14 protein-coding genes are annotated in these 20,638 nt (G+C 37.3%); 13 read left to right on the plus strand and 1 reads right to left on the minus strand.

Features of this window, described 5'->3' with window-relative positions; translation table 11 throughout:
• Positions 1-179: 179 nt before the first annotated feature.
• The 10 genes from MHB51_RS00230 (at position 180) to MHB51_RS00275 (ending at position 13,804) form a co-directional block, all read left to right on the plus strand.
• Positions 180-1,229 carry a sorbosone dehydrogenase family protein gene (locus MHB51_RS00230; protein ID WP_342558739.1) on the plus strand — a complete coding sequence of 350 codons (1,050 nt, stop codon included), beginning with the start codon at positions 180-182 and terminating at the stop codon, positions 1,227-1,229.
• A gap of 743 nt (positions 1,230-1,972) precedes the next feature.
• Positions 1,973-3,433, plus strand: coding sequence for an aminotransferase class I/II-fold pyridoxal phosphate-dependent enzyme (locus tag MHB51_RS00235; protein WP_107943017.1), 1,461 nt, complete (start codon positions 1,973-1,975; stop codon positions 3,431-3,433).
• Between the two features lies 1 nt (position 3,434).
• The gene (speE, locus tag MHB51_RS00240) at positions 3,435-4,301 is read left to right on the plus strand and encodes a polyamine aminopropyltransferase (RefSeq protein WP_066161834.1); all 867 of its coding nucleotides are present in this window, start codon (positions 3,435-3,437) and stop codon (positions 4,299-4,301) included.
• Between the two features lies 1 nt (position 4,302).
• The gene (locus MHB51_RS00245; protein WP_066161837.1) at positions 4,303-5,502 is read left to right on the plus strand and encodes a saccharopine dehydrogenase family protein; all 1,200 of its coding nucleotides are present in this window, start codon (positions 4,303-4,305) and stop codon (positions 5,500-5,502) included.
• Between the two features lie 2 nt (positions 5,503-5,504).
• Positions 5,505-6,632, plus strand: coding sequence for a carboxynorspermidine decarboxylase (gene nspC / locus MHB51_RS00250; protein WP_066164282.1), 1,128 nt, complete (start codon positions 5,505-5,507; stop codon positions 6,630-6,632).
• Positions 6,633-6,922: 290 nt separating this feature from the next.
• Positions 6,923-9,097, plus strand: a complete 2,175-nt coding sequence (locus MHB51_RS00255; RefSeq protein ID WP_342558740.1) for an EAL domain-containing protein — start codon at positions 6,923-6,925, stop codon at positions 9,095-9,097.
• Between the two features lie 217 nt (positions 9,098-9,314).
• Complete coding sequence (locus MHB51_RS00260) at positions 9,315-11,477, plus strand: EAL domain-containing protein (RefSeq protein WP_342558741.1); 2,163 nt, start codon at positions 9,315-9,317, stop codon at positions 11,475-11,477.
• 47 nt (positions 11,478-11,524) lie between these two features.
• Positions 11,525-11,956, plus strand: a complete 432-nt coding sequence (locus MHB51_RS00265) for an SRPBCC family protein (RefSeq protein ID WP_066164295.1) — start codon at positions 11,525-11,527, stop codon at positions 11,954-11,956.
• Positions 11,957-12,075: 119 nt separating this feature from the next.
• Positions 12,076-12,624, plus strand: coding sequence for a sigma-70 family RNA polymerase sigma factor (locus MHB51_RS00270; protein WP_082798889.1), 549 nt, complete (start codon positions 12,076-12,078; stop codon positions 12,622-12,624).
• Complete coding sequence (locus MHB51_RS00275; RefSeq protein WP_066161841.1) at positions 12,584-13,804, plus strand: hypothetical protein; 1,221 nt, start codon at positions 12,584-12,586, stop codon at positions 13,802-13,804. The genes MHB51_RS00270 and MHB51_RS00275 overlap by 41 nt, the downstream gene beginning before the upstream one ends.
• 417 nt (positions 13,805-14,221) lie before the next feature.
• Here the strand turns inward: MHB51_RS00275 and MHB51_RS00280 are convergent, their stop codons facing one another.
• Positions 14,222-15,475 carry an NAD(P)/FAD-dependent oxidoreductase gene (locus tag MHB51_RS00280; RefSeq protein ID WP_342559449.1) on the minus strand — a complete coding sequence of 418 codons (1,254 nt, stop codon included), beginning with the start codon at positions 15,473-15,475 and terminating at the stop codon, positions 14,222-14,224.
• Positions 15,476-16,029: 554 nt separating this feature from the next.
• Between MHB51_RS00280 and MHB51_RS00285 the strand changes: the two genes are divergently transcribed.
• The 3 genes from MHB51_RS00285 (at position 16,030) to MHB51_RS00295 (ending at position 20,592) form a co-directional block, all read left to right on the plus strand.
• A complete protein-coding gene (locus MHB51_RS00285; protein ID WP_342472148.1) occupies positions 16,030-17,643 on the plus strand; it encodes a polysaccharide biosynthesis protein in 1,614 nt (537 codons plus the stop codon).
• Between the two features lie 70 nt (positions 17,644-17,713).
• Positions 17,714-18,427, plus strand: coding sequence for a pseudouridine synthase (locus MHB51_RS00290; protein ID WP_342558742.1), 714 nt, complete (start codon positions 17,714-17,716; stop codon positions 18,425-18,427).
• 704 nt (positions 18,428-19,131) lie between these two features.
• Complete coding sequence (locus MHB51_RS00295; RefSeq protein ID WP_342558743.1) at positions 19,132-20,592, plus strand: GGDEF domain-containing protein; 1,461 nt, start codon at positions 19,132-19,134, stop codon at positions 20,590-20,592.
• The last annotated feature ends 46 nt before the right edge of the window (positions 20,593-20,638 follow it).

Here is a 20,638-nt window from a genome sequence, read left to right on the forward strand (position 1 = left end):
ATAGCCTTGTTTTAGGTTCACCTCGACCAAACAGCTCGAAGAAATCTTGGTACAATAACGTGAAAGAGCTGGAAAGCTATAAAAAAGTATTTTATTCTGTGTTTCTATTGATTTTTTAGGTGGTATCCAATTGCATCGAGGCGTTATAGATGTATATTTTGCTAACTAGGGGGGAATGGATGAAATATTTATATTTATTAAGCATTCTACTACTCGCAGGATGCTCTATAGATGAGCCGCAATCGTTTGTGTTCAATGAGCAACAAAACGAGGTACAGCAAGTGGCTGCAGAAAATTTACGAGCACCATGGGCAATCGCAAAAATAGAAGATACTTTTTATCTAACGGAACGTGCGGGAAGCATTGTTAAAATTGAAAATGGAAAAATGGAACGACAGCAAGTTGTACTTGAGAAAGAGCTAGCAACAGTAGCAGAGGCAGGTTTATTAGGCTTTGTGCTTGCACCTGATTTTCAGGATTCAAAATTAGCCTATGCCTATTACACATATGTTGATAAAGTAGCGCAGTTTAATCGCATTATAACGCTTTATTTAGAGGATAATATTTGGTATGAAAAAGACTTGCTTATTGATCAAATACCAAGTGGGACATATCATCATGGGGGACGTCTAAAAATTGGGCCAGACCAAAAGCTATATGCAACAGCGGGTGACGCATCGGAAGCAAGCTTAGCTCAAAATCTCCAATCATTAGGAGGTAAAATTTTAAGAGTAAATTTGGATGGCTCGATTCCAAAGGATAATCCATTTCCTAATTCCTATATTTATAGTTATGGTCATCGCAATGCGCAAGGTCTTAGCTGGTTGCCAGATGCTACACTATACGCGAGTGAGCATGGTAGCGCTAAAAATGATGAAATTAATCAAATACAAGCAGGTCAAAACTATGGCTGGCCACTAATTGAAGGAAATGAAACACAGCAAGGGATGCATTCCCCACAGTTTACCTCAGGAACGGAGACAACTTGGGCACCCTCCGGAATGGATTTTTATGATGGTAAATTATATGTGGCAGCATTACGAGGCACAGCCATTTTAGCATTTGACATTGAAGCAAAGCAATACGAGGAAGTTGTAACAGGACTCGGCAGAATTCGCGATGTATATATTGAAGATGGTGTGCTGTATTTTATTAGCAATAATACAGATGGTCGTGGTAATCCACAGAAGTATGATGATAAATTATATAAAATCTTTCTCTCCAATTAAGGTCTACTGTTTATACGATTATTTTGTCAACAAATTAAATGAATTTCCTGATTTTCCGCAGTGATATTTTACGATGAGTAACCGTAGGAGTACATGTTTTTTTAAGTGTCAGATACAAAAATCCCCCACCTGCAATCAAACTGTAACAATTGTTTGAAAGCTTGATATAACTATAATCGCATAATGGGGAAAGAAATTTCTTTCGCTTTCCGCAAAAAAATATGCTGAATGTAATTGACAAATAAAACATGCATTGTTAAACTGAACGAGTTGTTAAATTGGAAAGCAAATATTCAAAAAAGAGTCTTTCCAGCAAATACTTTTTGACCACTTTCGGTAAGCTTCATTTGCTGAGGAAAGTTAAGGCCATACGGACAGCCGGGTCAACTGCCGACTGGCAACGTCAAGTTGCTTTATTGATTGAGTTAGAAGCTCAAATTTTATAAGTTGGTTACTTTACAACCAGTGTAGAAATGCACATCAACTTGTGAAACGGTCAATAAGAGTAGTAAAAGTAATTATTTGCTATATAGACTCTAAAAAAACCTATTCGGTTATGTATGAATATTGAAAAGACTTTCCTCTTAGCACTGCTACGGGTTTATTTTGCGCCGTAGAAATGGGTTTTTTTACAAAGGGACTTTTCATAAACAATACATACAAAAGCAAGTGAGATGGTGCGTATACCGTTCACTTGCTTTTTTCTTTTGAACGGATAAGCACTGAATTTAGGGGGGAAAAGGATGAGTACACGATTGTCACAGCACGATGCACCAATTTACGATGCACTACAACAATTTAAAAGTAAACGCATCGTACCATTCGATGTGCCGGGGCATAAACGTGGACGCGGCAACCCTGAACTAACAGCTTTTTTAGGAGAGCAATGTGTCAGTGTCGATGTCAATTCGATGAAGCCGCTAGATAATTTATGCCATCCTGTATCTGTTATTAAAGATGCAGAGGAGCTAGCAGCACAAGCATTCGGGGCAGCTCATGCCTTTTTCATGGTGAATGGCACAACTTCAGCAGTGCAATCGATGATTTTAACAGCGTGTAAGCGCGGTGATAAAATTATTTTGCCACGTAACGTACACCGCAGCGTTATTAATGCGCTTGTTGTATGTGGAGCTGAGCCGGTTTATGTTAATCCAGATATGGATTACAAGCTGGGAATTGCACTAGGAATGAAAATTTCCCAAGTAGAAAAAGCGATTAAAGAAAATCCGGATGCTAAAGCAATTTTAGTGAATAATCCAACATACTATGGCATTTGCTCTGATTTACAGGGCATCGTCAAACTGGCGCATGACCACGAAATGTTAGTGCTCGTTGACGAAGCGCATGGCACACATTTTTATTTTGGTGAAAACATGCCAATTACGGCGATGGCAGCTGGTGCTGATATGGCAGCGGTAAGTATGCATAAATCTGGTGGTAGCTTAACGCAAAGCTCATTTTTATTAATGGGTCCTAAAATCAACGTTGGCTATGCACGGCAAATTGTCAATTTAACGCAAACGACAAGCGGCTCTTATTTATTATTATCAAGTTTAGATTTATCACGTCGTAATTTAGCGTTAAATGGCAAGGAGATTTTTGAGCATGTGATGAAGCTGTCGCAATATGCACGCGAGGAAATTAACAAAATTGGTGATTATTATGCGTATTCAAGCGAGCTAATAAATGGCGATAGCATTTACGATTTTGATGCAACAAAGTTATCGGTTCATACATTGGATATTGGTCTAGCAGGGATTGAAGTATACGATATTTTAAGGGATGAATACGATATTCAAATCGAGTTTGGCGATATTGGCAATATTTTAGCATATGTTTCTGTAGGGGACAGAGAGCGAGACATTGAGCGACTTGTTAGCGCATTAGCTGAAATTCGCCGTCGCTACAAAACAGATAAGGCAGGGCTTATTACGCAAGAATATATCGATCCGCAAGTAATTACAACGCCGCAATATGCGTTTTATGCAGAAAAGGAGCTTTTGCCTCTACGTGAAACGGTTGGACGCGTTTGTAGTGAGTTTGTCATGTGTTACCCGCCAGGCATTCCGATTTTAGCACCGGGTGAAAAAATTACCCAGGAAATTGTCGAATATATTGAATATGCGAAAGACAAGGACTGTACAATTATCGGTCCCGAGGATTTGGAAATTGCACGACTCAACGTGTTAACGGAGGTGCGATAGGATGGATTTATGGTTTAGCGAAAGCCATACACCGAATGTGAGACTGTCGATAAAAGTAGATAAACAGCTATATAGCGCGCAAAGTGAATTTCAGCGCATCGATGTGTTTGAATCGAAGGAATTCGGACGCTTTCTTACACTAGATGGCTTTATGATGTTGACAGAGAAGGACGAATTTATTTATCACGAGATGATTACGCATGTTCCGATGGCTGTGCATCCGAATCCTAAAAAGGTGTTAATTATCGGAGCGGGTGACGGTGGTGTTGTACGTGAGCTTGTACAATATCAAGCTATTGAGCATATTGACTTAGTCGAAATCGACGAAATGGTCATTGAGGCGGCAAAAAAATATTTGCCACAAACAGCAAGCAAGTTTGATGACCCGCGTGTCCACATTCATATTGAGGATGGCTTAAAATATGTTCGGTTTTGTGAAAATGAATACGATATTATTATTGTTGATTCGACAGATCCATTTGGACCAGGCGAAGGCCTATTTACACGAGAGTTTTATGGGAGCTGTTATAAAGCATTAAAAGAAGATGGCATTATGGTTAATCAGCATGAAAGCCCGTTTTATGATGAGGATGTTGCTGCAATGCAGCGCGCGCATCAACGTATTATTGAATGCTTCCCAATTAGTCGTGTGTATCAGGCACACATCCCGACATATCCATCAGGGCACTGGTTATTTGGTTTTGCATCTAAAAAATATCATCCGGTAAAGGATATGAGTGCAAGCGTTTGGAAGGCCAATAATATTGCAACGAAATATTATAATTCGAATCTGCATAAAGGCGCATTCTATTTACCGAATTACGTACAAAAATTATTAACAGAAGTTGAAAACAAAGGAGACGAGTAAAATGGCAAAGGCATTAATTATCGGAGCAGGTGGCGTGGCATCTGTAGCAGTACACAAGTGTGTACAAAATAGCGAGGTATTCGAGGAAATTTGTATCGCTAGTCGTACAAAAGCAAAATGTGACGAATTAAAAGCAAAATTAGATGGCAAAGGTACAATAATTACAACTGCACAAGTTGATGCAGACAATGTAGAGGAGCTTATCGCGTTAATTAACGAGGTAAAGCCTGATATTGTGATGAACCTTGCATTACCATATCAAGATTTAACGATTATGGACGCATGCTTAGCAACAAAAACACATTATATGGATACAGCAAACTATGAGCCAGAGGACACAGCGAAATTTGAATATAAATGGCAATGGGCTTACCATGATCGCTTTAAAGAAGCTGGTATTACGGCACTTTTAGGCTCAGGCTTCGACCCAGGAGTAACAGGTGTATTTACAGCACATGCTTTAAAGCATCATTTTGATGAAATCGAATATATCGATATTTTAGACTGCAATGGTGGTGACCATGGCTATCCATTCGCAACAAACTTTAATCCAGAAATTAATATTCGTGAAGTATCTGCGAATGGTCGTTACTGGAAAGAGGGCGAGTGGATTGAAACACAGCCAATGGAAATTAAACGTGTTTATAATTTTGAAGAAGTTGGCGAAAAGGATATGTACTTGCTATACCATGAAGAATTGGAATCATTAGCGAAAAACGTACCTGGCTTAAAGCAAATCCGCTTCTTCATGACATTTGGCCAAAGCTATTTAACGCATTTAAAATGCTTAGAAAACGTTGGCATGACTTCAATCGAGCCAATTATGTTTGAAGGTAAAGAAATTATTCCATTACAATTTTTAAAAGCAGTATTACCAGACCCAGCATCACTTGGTCCACGTACAAAAGGAAAAACAAATATCGGCTGTATTTTCCGTGGTAAAAAAGACGGACAAGATAAAACTTACTACGTATACAATATTTGTGACCATGAAGCTTGTTATGCAGAGGTTGGTTCACAGGCAGTTTCTTACACAACAGGCGTGCCTGCGATGATTGGTGCAATGCTCGTTGTCAATGGTGAATGGAACAAGCCAGGTGTATATAATGTAGAGGAATTCAATCCAGACCCATTCATGGATGCATTAAATAAATGGGGCTTACCTTGGAAAGAAAGCTTCAATCCGGAGTTAGTTGACTAATGATGAAGTTTGAACAAGTACCAACACCAAGCTACGTGGTAGATGAAGTGTTAATTGAAAATAACTTGAAAATTTTACATGGGGTTATGGAGCGAACAGGCTGTAAAATTATTTTGGCACAAAAGGCATTTTCGATGTTTTCACTGTATCCGTTAATCGGTAAATATTTAAACGGTACTGCGTCAAGCGGTTTGTATGAGGCTAAGCTTGGTCGCGAGGAAATGGGGAAGGAAAACCATGTTTTTTCTCCAGCATATCGCGAGGATGAAATCGACGAAATTATCGAGCTATGCGACCATATCGTTTTCAATTCCTTTGCGCAAGTGGAGAAATTCGGAGCGAAAGTACGCGCAGCTGGCAAAAGCGTCGGCTTGCGTATTAATCCTGAATGCTCTACGCAGGAAGGACCTGAAATTTATGACCCTTGTGCTCGTGGCTGTCGTTTTGGTGTTACCTTAAAGCATTTCAAGCCCGAGTTATTGGGGCAAATTGACGGCATCCACTTCCATACATTATGCGAGCAAGATTCCGATGCATTGGCAGTGACACTTGATGCAGTAGAAGAAAAGTTTGGACAATGGCTACCGCAGATGAAATGGATTAATTTTGGTGGAGGGCACCATATTACGCGTGAAGATTATAACATTCCACTATTAGAGTCTTGTATTAAACGAATGCAGGATAAATATGGGCTAGAGGTTTATTTAGAGCCAGGTGAGGCAATTGCCTACAGAGCGGGTTATTTAGTTACGACTGTCTTAGAAACATTGGAAAATGGCATGGAGCTAGCGATTTTAGATACATCAGCATCCTGTCATATGCCAGATGTGCTTGAAATGCCTTACCGACCCCCACTTCAAAACTCGGGCAAAGTAGGCGAAAAGCCACATGCTTACCGCTTAGGAGGCCCGACTTGTTTAGCAGGCGATGTGATTGGTGATTATTCATTCGACCAGCCGTTAGCTGTAGGAGATCGTCTCGTATTTGAAGATATGGCGATTTACTCCATGGTAAAAAACAATACATTTAATGGGATGGCTTTACCTGCGATTGTTATTCAAGATGCGAATGGCGAGTGTCGCATTCAAAAGCAATTTAGCTATGAAGATTTTAAAGGACGATTATCCTAATCCTAGCATATAGTTTAGTTTTAACTTCTTTTAGTAGAAGTCTCCCATCTCTATAGGTGTGAAGATGAATGCAAGCATTAGACGAGATTCAGTGGGTGTTCAAACATCCACTGAATCTTATTTTTTTATTATGCATAATACCTTTAGGCAAGAGGTAATTTCAAGCTTATACTGAATGAAAATAAAAAAAAGTGGTTTTTTATGAAAAATGTAACGCATATATGTTAGATATGATAAGATAACTGCAAGAGTTAAAATAGTTAGAATTGTTGTAGAGGAGGGGGCAATTTATGAGGAAAATAGATGATAGGTTTTCTTATATTAAAAACCCAACTAGGCTGTTTGTCATTATTATTACAACGTTAGTTATTGCATTAGTATTGGAAAATCAATTATATGCTCTCTTCGGTGAACAAAACTATGTGATGGTACATCTTATCGTAGAAATGTTTATAGTTGCAGCAACTGTTGCGATTGTTATGCAAGTATTGACTACCACTCGTTATAATTTAACAAACAGAGCTGTTTATTTAATTTCACTTTTCGGTTCAATTACGGTCATGGAAATTTTGCATACATTGTCTTATGAAGGAATGCCCTTTTTAGTATATGAAAGTGATGGATATAGAGCTGTTTGGCTATATATTTTTATAAGAATATTATTACCTGCAGGACTGATTTTTATATTTTCAACACAGCTTAAAATTGTAAAAACAAGCTTTGCGGTATTATTTAGTGCAGCAGTGATAACGATTGTGTGCAGCGCTATTTATATTGTTTATATACCGACAAAAATTTTGCCGCCACTTGTAAGTGAGCAAGGTCCAACGGCATTAAAAAATACGCTACAGGCAAGTGCGGCATTTTTGCAGCTTATTTTAATTGCCATTATTTTGCGAAGCTATAAAAGGGATAAATATTTACATTATTTATTTGCATCAGTTTGTTTAATTTTGAGCGATATTTTGTTTATTTTCTTTGCTGATGTTTATCATTTTAGCAATTTTTTAGGACATATTTTTCATTTATCTGCTTTTTATATGTTTGTCCAAGCTATTTATTATTCCGCTATTGAAAAGCCTTATCGGGAGATTTCAATCGCTAAAAAATCCTTGGAAGAATCGGAGCAGGCAATGTACAAGATGGCTTATTATGATGAATTAACACAGCTGCCAAATGAGCGCTTCTTCATGGAGAAATTAAATAGCTTTCATAAAACTAAAGCGATTAAAACAGTTATTATTTTAGAAATAGACCGTTTATCAGTCATTCAATCAACGCTAGGCTCCCACTATGCAGATAGCTTAAAATGCAGCGTTGCTGACCGAATACGACACACGCTCCCAAGTAAATATAGTATCTATTTGCTGAGGGAAGACCGCTTTGCTATTTTGCTGTTGGATGATTTAGGAGATGAGGCTATTTTACAAGTTGTAGATAGCTTACAAAAAATAATGCAAAGACCGTTTCCAATCCAACATTTTTCATTAATGAGCCATTTTAATGCAGGAATTGCTCAATATCCAAAGGACGCTACTAATAGTAAGGATTTGTTTAAATATGCGGAGTTTGCGATGTATGAAGCAAGATATAGCGCGAAAAGCGTCCTATTCTATGCATCCTCTATGTCAGAAAAACGTTCAGCAAAATTAGTGCTGGAAAACGATTTACGTCAAGCGATTGTAAGGAACGAATTAATATTAGAATATCAGCCACAGCTCCATTTACCATCAGGTAAAATTCATTCTGTTGAAGCATTGGTTAGATGGCGGCATAGTAAACTGGGTCTTATTTCACCAGCGGATTTCATACCGATTGCAGAAGAGACGGGGCTGATTATACCAATTGGGCAGTGGGTATTGAAAGAGGCTTGTATGCAAGCGAAAAAATGGCAGTCTCAAGGGCATTATATAAAAGTTGCTGTAAATATATCATTAGGGCAATTATTGCAGGATAATTTAGTGGAGTTTATCCAAGGGATATTAGCTGAAACCGAGTTAGATGCTCATTATTTACAGTTAGAAATAACAGAAAGCATGACAATGAATATTGAGTCTGTTACAGCGGTTATTCAAAAATTGCAGGAGTATGGTGTGACTATCGCAGTAGATGATTTTGGTACAGGTTATTCGTCACTGTCTTATTTAAAGGATTTCCCCCTAAACTGCTTAAAAATAGATCGCAGCTTTATATGGAATATTGATCGCAGTACAGACGAGGATGCATTGGTACTCATGATTTTATCAATGGCTAAGCATTTAAAGCTAGGGGTTGTAGCGGAAGGGATTGAAACTGAGAAGCAGCTGTCCTATTTAGTCAAAACCTCCTGTGATATTATTCAAGGTTTCCTAATTAGTAGACCATTACCCGCAGAAGTATTAGAGGATAGATTGAATGAAATTGAAAGCAATGCACAACGATTATTAAAAAAAGTGAATTATGAAGCGAAGTTATTAGAAAAATAACTGATTTAACCAATATATAATAAGGAGCTGCCTAAGGCGATATGGGGCGGCTCTTTTACTTTGAGTTAAAAGTTTACAGAATATTTAATTTATTTGTTATAATAAAGTTTCACAAATAACGATTATTTTTAATATAAGAGGGAAAATAAAAGTAGAAATATGTTAAAATGACAGTTAGATAGCCATTTAAAGGAAATGACTGCAAAGGAATGAGATTATGGGAAAAGAAGTAGATAAATTTATATATATTGAACACCCCATTCGTCTAATGATTATTATCATATTCACTGTAGGTATTTCATTGTTAGCTGATAATTATTTATATGGTATTTTTGGCATGGACAATTATGTTGTTGTCCATCTTATTTTAGAGATGTTAATTATTGCAGCTGCCATATCAATCATTATCCATGTAATAACGGTCATGCGCTACAGTGTAACGAATCGTCTTGTTTTTTTAATCGGCATTTTTGCTAGTATTACTGTTATTGAAGTTTTACATACAATTTCCTATCCGGGCATGCCTTTCTTCTTTTATGAAAGTGATATGTCCCGGACTATTTGGCTTTACATGTTTACGAGATTTAGCTTGCCGATTGGCTTAGGGCTCTTCTTTTTTATAAAGCTAAGGCAGGTGGATGCTCGTTATATGCTGGCATCTACTATCATTGCTACAATCATTTTGAGCAGCTATATTATCCTTGTTTATATGCCGTCATCACCACTCCCACTACTAATGGATGCGCAAGGTGCAACCTCTTTAAAGCTCTCTTTACATGGGTTAGCAATGATTTTGCAAGTAGCATTTATTTTTATTGTAATGAAAAAAGGAACAAAAAAGAAAAATTTATATTATATATTTGCTTCTATTTGTCTATTAATTAGTGATGCTTTATTTATCATGTTTCCAGATAAATTTAGCATTAATAATTTTGTAGGACATTTATTCCAGCTTGTAGCGTACTATATGATTGTTCAAACGATTTATTATTCAGGTATAGAAAAGCCTTATCGAGAAATTTTGGAGGCAAAGGATTCCTTGGAGAAGTCAGAGCGAATTGCTCATAAATTAGCTTACTATGATGAGTTAACAGGGCTGCCGAACGAGCGCTATTTTAAAGAACGATTAAATCATGCTTTGATTGAGAGAAAAGGAGAGAAAACAGTAATTGTTTTAGAAATAGACCGATTATTAATGATTCGGTCGACACTTGGCTCAAATTATGCGGATATTTTTAAACAAAAAGTCGCACAAAAAATTGTACAAATTTTAGCATCGCAATATTCTCTCTATTTATTGAGAGAAGAACTTTTTGCTATATATCTTGAGGATTTGGATGATTGGCATTTGTATAGAATTATTCAGAATTTGCAAAAAATGATGGAGGAGCCATTTCAAATTCAGCATTTCTCTTTAAATAGCCATTTTAATGTTGGTATTGCACAATATCCAAAAGATGCCGATAGCGCAGAGGGGCTTTTGGAATATGCCCAGTTTGCAATGTATGAGGCGCGCAATGACAGTAGCAATGTTTTATTTTATGAGAAGGAAATGGCAGCGAAGCGCGCAAATCGTATTTTATTGGAACATGATTTACGGCAAGCTATCCAAAGAAATGAGCTGTATATTGAATACCAGCCACAATTTAATTTGCAAACAGGTAAAATTTATTCTGTAGAAGCGTTAGTGAGATGGCATCATGGCAAGAGAGGCTTTATCTCGCCGGGAGAATTTATCCCACTTGCCGAGGAATCCGGGCTAATTGTACCAATTGGCCAATGGGTATTAAGGGAAGCGTGTAAACAAGCGAGGGAATGGCAATTACAAAATCGCTTCATTAAAGTGGCAGTTAACTTATCATTAGGTCAGCTATTGCAGGGCAATTTTGTAGAAAGTGTGCAAGAAATTTTAGCGGAAACCGAGCTAGATACAAGCTATTTGCAATTAGAAATTACAGAAAGTATGACCATCAATACAAGCTCAATTATGGCAATTATTCAGGAGTTGCAGGAGCAGGGGATTACCATTGCAGTGGATGATTTTGGAACGGGTTATTCATCTTTATCCTATTTGAAGGATTTTCCGATAGATTGCTTAAAAATTGATAGAAGCTTTGTTTGGAATATTGATAAAAACGAGGAACAGGATGCGATTGTGTTGCTAATTTTATCAATGGCCAAGCATTTGAAGCTAAATGTTGTAGCGGAAGGAATTGAAACGGAGCGCCAATTAGCTTATTTAGAGCAAGCTAAATGTGATTATATTCAAGGCTTTTTAGTTAGTAAGCCTTTACGCCCAACTATACTTGAAAATAGTTTTGAAGAAATTGAAAAAAATGCACAGCAATTACTAGCAAAAATAAAGTCACAAACTATATAATGACATAGGTAGTGACAATAAAGAGACAAAAGAAAGTAGTGAAACAAATGGCAGTAGCATCACATTCAGTAACGATTCCTGTAGCCGTTGAAAAAGTATGGGATTACGTTAGTAAAATTGAGCATTGGGCAACGATGGTTCCCGCGTATAAGGAGCATGAGCAAATTGATGAACGAAAATCAATTTGGACATTCGAGGGCAGTTTTAAAGGGCTTAAAAAGACAGTTAAAATGGAGTTAAACATTATCGAATGGAATGAGCCTTCTAGCATTAAATTTGAGCTAAAAGGTTTAACGGATAATTTTACTGGTAGTGGCAAGTTTACTGCAGAAGGTACGGCAGAGCACACGACAATGACAGGCATTATTGAAGTAAATGCAGGTGGCTTATCAGGTGCGGTGTTAACACCGGTCATTAAAATGGTGCTGCCAAAGGTAACGATGCGCTTAACAGAAAAAATTGCAAGACAAATTCAATAATTTAGAAGATGCGATGAAGTAGAGAAATATCTATTTTCTCGCATTTTTTATATTAAAAAAATGAAACTTTTAAGTTATTACATCAGTCTAACTAAAAATTGCTATTTGGAGGTGAGCGCGTGAAGCAGCATGACGAGCTATTGCAGCAAGCGATGGATGCCTACGGAGATTATTTAGTCCGACTTATTTATACATATGTGCACAATTGGCAAACAGCCGAAGATTTAACACAGGAAACCTTTATTCGATATTATCGTTCACTTTCAAAATATCGTCACGAGGCAACAGTCAAAACTTATTTATACCGTATTGCAATTAATGTTACACACGATTATTTAATGAGCTGGAAACATAAAAAAGTCATTGTTTCAGAAGTATTTCAAAAATGGTTGAAAACAGCACAGACACCGGAGCTAGAAGTACTGCAGAAAGATGAGCAACAACAGCTTGTTCATGCGATAGAAAATTTGCCTAGAAAATATAAAGATGTAATTGTCCTATTTCATTTCGCAGAATTTTCATTGGATGAAAGCAGTAAGGTTTTAAAAATTCCTGTTAATACAGTGAAAACAAGATTAAGAAGGGCGCGGCACATGTTAGGTCAAGTGTTAGAGGAGGGAGAGCTATATGAAAGACCCAATTCAAAAGGCAATGAAGGACGCTTATAAAGTGGGATTTTTTTCACAACAAAAGAAACTAGAGACACTTCGCAGAGCACAGCGAAAGCAAAAGGCATTATGGCCGTTTTCACTGACGGTGTTGACAACATGCTGTGTGGTGTTTTTGCTACTATTCCTTGTTAAAGGCTCGCCTCATATGACGGAAACGGTTGGTAGTAAAAGTATAGCATCTATTGAGCAAGCTTATATGGAGCGATGGCAACAATTTACAACAGTAGTGGGAAGTAATTTTGACACGCAGGCTCGGATACAATATTTATCAGCAAGCGATTGGTTATTACAACAAGCCATCCTCGAAGAGAAAAATGGTCGTTTATTAGCTGAGTTACTTCAGCATATGACATTCATAGTAGGCGATGCTAGTACGGAAGTAGAATTTCCAGAAATCACAACATTTGAGCAGCTAACAGCACAAGCATCAGATTTAATAGATAAGCTTGAAAAAACCTATGGAGCATGGAATATACAAAAATTAGGGGAAAATCAATTGCCAAATATAGAAATATTTTATATGGATTTCTGGAGAATTATCGGCAAATTTGCTTTGTTTAGTTTTTTTGCTTATTTACTTTATAGCAATTGGCGCGGAAAGCGGAATTATTTTTTTGCGATTATTCAAGTGACAATTTTGCTAGCAATAATCATTAGCTTTATGAAACCTTCCAATGGACAATATGCTATGAATGAACAAGCATTATTTGAACAGTCCGTCGCTTCCTACAAGGAGTTTATGGGGGAATGGGTTGATGTATCAGAGGCGAAAATCGTTGATACAGCAAGGTTTGGTGAACAGTTATCAATTTTAATTGATGCTGGAGATAATATTTATATTTTATCGAATTTTATTTATATAAAGGAGAGGCGAGGTTATTTACGAGAACGTACAATTTGGGGAAGAGATGATGTGTTACAAATATTCTTATCGTCAGCAGTATATGAAGGGGATTCTACAGGCAATATTTTTGCATTACCAGCCAACCATAATATTGGGCGAATTGAAGTTGAAAATGTAATGACAAAAGAAATTGTAACCTTGAATATTTTAACAAATGAAGCAGGTATTTATTATTTCTCTATACCTGTTAGTATGCAAAGTGATGATGGGTATTTCGCGATTCATTACTACGATCAACAAGGAAATTTGCTGAAAGGAGAAGAACCGTTTTAAAATTGAAAGAATTGATATGGAAGCTATGCTTTCCAAAAAGGAGCGATTAGCTTGTTAAATCTTGAAATTCGCTCAAATAAACAACATCGCAAAGAGCGTGTCTCAAAATCGCTTTTCAGACACGCCCTTTGTAATTTTTAGTATTATTTTAACAACGCTAAAAATAGAAGCCACAAAAAAATAATTGAGATAGGAGATGACGGCTAAAGTCTATCCGATAAGAGCATTTTGTTTCGGCAACGCATTGAAAGAAAGATTTTTGTCTTATGTCTTTTACTTAGGAGAGAAACGCTGACTTTAGCGATTTTTCTCCTAATTTCTATTTTGAAGTGTAAGCTTTTTCCCAAAACATTGTCGCTATTGTCGAAAAGCTGTGCAACTACACAGCTTATTGGACAGCCCTCTGCGAAACAAAAATTAATTAGAGCCCGCGCTCATTCCCGCAATACGTCCTGTCACAAGGGCAGAAGTAATATTGTAGCCACCTGTGTAGCCATGAATATCTAAAATTTCACCGCAGAAATAAAGCCCGAGCCTTTTCTTCGAAGCCATTGTTTTTGGCTCGATTTCCTTTATTGATACACCACCACCTGTGACGAAGGCTTTTTCCAGAGGTTGTGTGCCATGCACATCCATTGTGAAGGCTGTTAATTCATGAGCTAGTGCACGGATTTTTTCTTGAGAAAGCTCTACACCTGTATGGGTGCTATCAATTCCCGCGCGTTCTAGTAAAAATAATAGCCAACGTTCTGGTACAAGTGGCTTCCATAAGTTTTTGACCGCTTTTTTTGGCTCGTCTTTAATCTTTTGCTGTAGCATTTGGTAGCAACCCTCTTCATTATATGAGGGAAGTGACTGAATACGTACTTGAACTGCTGCACCATCATTTTTTTGGCGCTCCTTGACGATAAATTGACTACAGCGTAAAATTGCAGGACCACTTAAGCCAAAATGGGTGAAGAGCATGTCCATCGTATGGGTTACGAGTGGCTTGCCCTTTGCATTTAACACAGAAACTGCTACATCGCGTAGTGCTAGCCCTTGTAGCTCGCGTGCCACGATAAAAGGTTCCTTAGACAAGACAGGCACCTCTGTTGGGTAGAGTGCTGTGACGGTATGCCCTGCTCGCTCTGCCCACGGATAGCCATCTCCTGTGGAGCCTGTTTGTGGTACAGCCTTTCCTCCCACTGCGACAATTACTGCATTGGCACGTATTTCAGTGCTATCCTGTAAGCGTACACCGAAAACGCGTTCTTCATCTAGCAACAGTTTTTGGGCGGCTGTATGAAGGCGAACTTCAACATTGAGCTTTTTTAGCTGTTTTTCTAGTGCGTCAACAACATCTTGAGCGCGGTCAGATACAGGGAACATACGCCCGTGGTCTTCCTCCTTCAAAGCTACACCTAGACCTTCAAAAAATGCGATAATATCTTCATTATTATAAACAGTAAATGGGCTATATAAAAAACGACCATTACCAGGAATGTGACGAATAATTTCTTCAACAGGTAGGCGATTTGTTACGTTGCAGCGTCCACCACCAGAAATGGCTAATTTTTTGCCGAGCTTCCCCCCTTTTTCAATTAATAAAACTTTTTTTTCCTGCTCTGCGGCCGCAATGGCTGCCATTAATCCAGATGGCCCACCGCCAATTACAATAACATCATACATATTCGTTAGCTCACTTTCGCGTACAATTGATCCCGTATTAACAGGCTGTAAGACCCCCACTTCAAAACAGTAGGTAAAATCAAGATGTTTAAGTGGGGGATCAAACAGCCTGTAAAAACCCGAATGGTGAAACTACCAACCAGTTGGGATGTAGGGAAATCCCCACTGGTTGAAGGTTCACTTTATTTACCTTCATCTAATTATACACAAATTGCACAATTTAATTGAGTTAATGGTCTTGTAGATGTAAACTTACAAATAGGCTAATTGCGTCGTAGTAGTAGATTTATCATGATTAAGTAGAAAACGCCTACCTCTATAGGTGGTGCGGACGAATACTTAAATTGTCTTTTATTCAGCCAGTGTCCAAACACTAGCTGATAAAGAGGAACTCAGTCTAAAACAAGTGCATACTAAGATAAGGACTGAGTGACCAACATCGTTTTGGCCTAAGCCTCTGGCGGATGTCAGGGCTTTTGAATTGTGCTCGCACAATTCAAAAGCCCGACGCAATTACGCCGAGGCGCAATTGATATAAGAATAGGAAGAAGAATATGTCATCATTAATGAAGGGGACCGCGATTTTAACAATCGGGTTATTTTTATCAAAGCTTTTAGGGCTCGTATACTTATTCCCATTTTATGCGATTGTTGGAGAAGAGAATATGGCTCTTTATCAATATGCATACATACCGTATACGATTATGCTGTCAATAGCGATTTCAGGTTTACCGCTAGCCGTTTCTAAATTTGTTGCTAAATATAATGCGCTAGGGGATTACAAAACGGGTGTACGATTAATGAAATCGGGCACGATTGTGATGCTACTCACCGGCTTATTATCATTTATTTTATTAAATTTACTTGCAACACCACTTGCTAATGCCGTTATTAAAGATGAGGAGCAGTTATATACTGTGGAGCAAATTGCTTCTGTTATTCGTTGGGTTAGCTACGCACTTCTTGTTGTGCCGTTAATGAGCCTAATTCGCGGCTATTTTCAAGGCTACGGGCACTATATGCCAACATCTGTCTCGCAGTTGATTGAGCAAATAGCACGTATTGTTGTCTTGCTAGGTGGCTCTTTCGTTGTAATCGTCTTGTTTGATGGACTGCCTGAAACAGCGATTAAATTTGCTGTGTTTGCAGCATTTATTGGAGCACTGGCGGGTCTAGTTATACTGTATCATTACTGGAAAAAGCTCAAGCCAGAATTTCAAATGTTACAGGCTAATTCCATTACTAGCCATCAAGTAGCGTATACAGAAATTTATAAGGAAATATTTACGTATTCCATTCCAATTATTTTTGTCGGGATAGCCAATCCACTTTTTCAATTAGTAGATATGCTAACCTTTAACGGTGCGATGCTCGCTAAAGGTGTTGATGCTAAGCTAACAGATACATACTTTTTAATGCTCAATCTATTGACGCATAAAATTGTTATTATTCCTGTGATGCTAGCAACGGGCTTATCAATGGCTTTAATTCCAACGATTACGAAATATTATACGCTCGGTCAGCTACATACATTGCGTAGCACGATGGATAAAATGTATCAAGTGTTGTTATTTGTAACAATCCCTGCTGTAGTAGGAATTATGATTTTAGCACCTTCCCTATACCATGTTTTATATGAACAAAGTGAGAATGGGGCATTAGTGTTAATGCATTATGCACCAGCCGCGATATTATTCGCTATCTTTTCCGTTACGGCGTCATTGCTGCAAGGGATTAACTATCAAAAGTGGATTATTTTCAGTTTGTTAACGGGTATTTTAGTGAAGTTAATATTAAATATTCCGATGATTAAATGGCTGGAAGTAGATGGAGCCATTTTAGCGACGATGATTGGCTATGCGGTAACTTGCACAATCAATATTGCCGTTATTCATAAAACATTGCAATACAATGCAAAGGTGGCAATGCGCCGCATATTATTAATTTGTATTTTAACGGTTATTATGACAATTGTTGTTTCTGTTATGTATTTTATTTTACAATGGATTGCGCCAGTCGATAGTAAATTATTAGCATTGCTTTATGTGTTATTATGTGCGGCAGCAGGCGCTATAGTGTACGGCTATTTAGCACTGCGTTTAGGCTTAGCACAAAAGCTACTAGGTGCAAGAGTAACGAAAATTGCGAAGAAATTAGGCATGAATTAATCTTTAGGTCCATCATCATAATTAGGGTGGTGGGCCATTTTTCAATACGTACATATATAAAGGAGAAACTATGCGTCTAGATAAATTGTTAGCAAATATGGGCTTTGGCTCACGAAAAGAAGTAAAGCAATTATTGAAGCAAAAGGCTGTAACTGTTGATACTGTCGTTGTAAAGGATGCCGCTTTGAAGGTCGACCCCGAGGCACAGCATATCGCTGTTTTCGGCGAGCGAGTACAGTATATCGAATTTATTTATTTGATGATGAACAAGCCACCGGGAGTTATTTCCGCTACTGAAGATGATTATGATAAAACAGTTATTGATTTATTAGACCCTTTTGCCCAGCATTTGAAACCATTTCCGGTTGGACGGCTAGATAAAGATACAGAAGGCTTATTGCTTATTACAAATGATGGACAGCTAACTCATAATTTACTATCGCCAAAAAAGCATGTGCCAAAAACATATTATGCAAAAATTGCTGGGCGAGTAACTGAGGAGGATGTGAAGGCATTTGCCGCAGGAGTTGAATTAGAGGATGGCTATGTGACGATGCCCGGACATCTAGTGATTTTAACATCGGCTGAACAATCAGAAATCGAGCTAACAATTCAGGAAGGGAAATTCCATCAAGTAAAGCGAATGTTTGAAGCGGTTAACAAAAAAGTGACTTATTTAAAACGTTTATCAATGGGCCCATTACAGTTAGATAAAAACTTGAAATTAGGAGAATATCGAGAAATTACAGAGGAAGAACTAGCATTATTAATTGAAAATAAATAATAATTTTCGGAATAATTTTTAAAATGTAAAATGATGATAGGAAATATTTATTTCTTATTGTTACTTTTTTTATTTGGCTAGGAAATTACTCATATGTTTACTGGATTTTAAAATTCAAAATGATAAAATAGGAAAAGTGACTGCTTGAAATAGGTAATATGACTTAGTTCTAATTCCTTATTTTTACTTTTGATAATATTTTATTCATGTCTTATAATAGTTTCAAAAAAGGAAGCTAGCTACTTGTGCTTGTTGATTATATAGATATCGCTCATTCACGTGCGAATTTTTAACGCTTAGGCTATTCATAATAGATTGTTTTCACATCCTTCTTTTGATAAACGAGAAGTAGAATTTCCAATACAATATTCAATTACGCCGAGGTGTAATTGCGTTGGGATTTTGAATTGTACTTGCACAATTCAAAATCCCTGACATCCCCAGGAGGCGATGTTCTTGGACTGAGTTTCTATGATTCAGCGAGTGGTTTGGACACCCATTGAAATCGGTCTTATACTTGCATTCATTTGGCCGTCTATAGAGGTGGGAGAGTTCTGTACCTGTCACTACGCTTTCGGTACTCGTCTCAGAAAACATTGCTGAAAGACGTTAAATTTTAATCATAGTATAGATTATCCATTTTAAGAAGTAAATCTTAATGAGGGAACGTGTTTAGCATGAAAAATTTGCATTTTAAGCTTTTTTTGTCTCTTATCATATTTGCGATTATTTTAGTAACTGTCGTCACATTTACGAACAGGAAGCTAATACAAAATGATATAAAAGAACAAACATTAAGCAATTGGTTGTTGATTGAAAGTCAGGTTATAGATGATTTACAAACAATTGATACGGTACAATATTATTTAGAGGATCAATTAACACATGAAGTGGAAAAAGAGCTACGCAAAATGGCCAATCTTTATAATGAAAATCCAGATGTTGCTACATGGGATTTAGAAAGAATGAAAAAGGAACACGGGATGGAAATTTTTATTTTGGATGAGACGAATACGGTAATCCATACTACGTACCCAATTGATTTAGGCATGAATTTTAATGAATGCTGTCAAGAATTGTCGAGGGTTCTAACACAAAGAAGAATGAGTGGGGAGTTTTTCTCTGATGGCTTAGATGGTTCTACTAAGCTAGGGGAAGTATGGAAGTATAGTTATTTAGCTACACCTGACCATAAGTATTTACTGGAGTTAGGTGTGCCAATGAATAAGATACCTTTATTTGGGGATTTTAATTTTTTTGATAAGGCTAAAATCATTATTGGGCAATATGATGATTTATTAGATATTAAAATTTTTAATAAAGCAGGCTTTCACTTAAGTGCGAATGAGGATGAAATTTATTCAGTAAATTCGAGTGACCCGGAATTTCAAGAGGCTTTTCAACGTGCAATTGAAACATCTTCTGTTGTACAATACGAAAAATATTATAATGGTGGCATTGTCGAGACCTACCGTTTTTTACCGTATGATACATTACGAAATAAAGGCTATTCAACGAAGCGAGTTGCTTTTATGAAATATAATAATATGACGGAGTTGGCCTTGCTGAAAAAAAATACGCAGCAATTCTACTTCACATTAGTTATAGCGATTATCACCTCTTTTATTACGCTTGTTGTGCTTAATTTAATTTTGATGAAAACAATAAGATTGGCTGAGCGCGACCCTTTAACAGGTGTGTATAATCGGTCGACTTATTTGGAGAAAATTGAGAGGCTATTAAAAAGAAAGCAGCATCAGGAAATTGGTCTGTTATTATTTGATGTAGATAATTTTAAGCAAGTAAATGATCAATACGGTCATTTAAAGGGAGATATGATTTTAGTCGAGCTTGCTAAAATACTTGAACGTCTTGCCCACAAAGAAGGGTTTGTTGTGCGTTTTGGCGGCGATGAATTTGCAATCGTTATCAAAAATGCGACGCTTGAAAAAATGGAGCGCATTGCAAATGAAGCGATAGAGGAAGTTCGTCTTAAAAAGGAAAGCAATGATTTAGCTTGGCAAGTGTTATCATTAAGCATTGGCGGAACATTACAAGCAAATATCCAAGAAACAGAGAGAGATTTATATTCTAGAGCAGATGATGCACTTTATGCCTCGAAAAATGATGGGAAAAACCGTTATTCACTATCAGCCATTTCATAACATATGGATAATGCAGAAAAAGAATGCCCCCGACGAAAAGGGCATT

Origin of the sequence: Metasolibacillus sp. FSL K6-0083, assembly GCF_038630865.1 — a bacterium.
Lineage (GTDB): Bacteria > Bacillota > Bacilli > Bacillales_A > Planococcaceae > Metasolibacillus > Metasolibacillus fluoroglycofenilyticus.

Coding starts and splice junctions, on each gene's coding strand:
- MHB51_RS00265 (WP_066164295.1), top strand. CDS start 11,525: ATGGCAGTAGCATCACATTCAGTAACGATTCCTGTAGCCGTTGAAAAA.
- MHB51_RS00280 (WP_342559449.1), bottom strand. CDS start 15,475: ATGTATGATGTTATTGTAATTGGCGGTGGGCCATCTGGATTAATGGCA.
- speE (WP_066161834.1), top strand. CDS start 3,435: ATGGATTTATGGTTTAGCGAAAGCCATACACCGAATGTGAGACTGTCG.
- MHB51_RS00260 (WP_342558741.1), top strand. CDS start 9,315: ATGGGAAAAGAAGTAGATAAATTTATATATATTGAACACCCCATTCGT.
- MHB51_RS00245 (WP_066161837.1), top strand. CDS start 4,303: ATGGCAAAGGCATTAATTATCGGAGCAGGTGGCGTGGCATCTGTAGCA.
- MHB51_RS00255 (WP_342558740.1), top strand. CDS start 6,923: ATGAGGAAAATAGATGATAGGTTTTCTTATATTAAAAACCCAACTAGG.
- MHB51_RS00285 (WP_342472148.1), top strand. CDS start 16,030: ATGTCATCATTAATGAAGGGGACCGCGATTTTAACAATCGGGTTATTT.
- MHB51_RS00275 (WP_066161841.1), top strand. CDS start 12,584: ATGAAAGACCCAATTCAAAAGGCAATGAAGGACGCTTATAAAGTGGGA.
- nspC (WP_066164282.1), top strand. CDS start 5,505: ATGAAGTTTGAACAAGTACCAACACCAAGCTACGTGGTAGATGAAGTG.
- MHB51_RS00230 (WP_342558739.1), top strand. CDS start 180: ATGAAATATTTATATTTATTAAGCATTCTACTACTCGCAGGATGCTCT.
- MHB51_RS00290 (WP_342558742.1), top strand. CDS start 17,714: ATGCGTCTAGATAAATTGTTAGCAAATATGGGCTTTGGCTCACGAAAA.
- MHB51_RS00235 (WP_107943017.1), top strand. CDS start 1,973: ATGAGTACACGATTGTCACAGCACGATGCACCAATTTACGATGCACTA.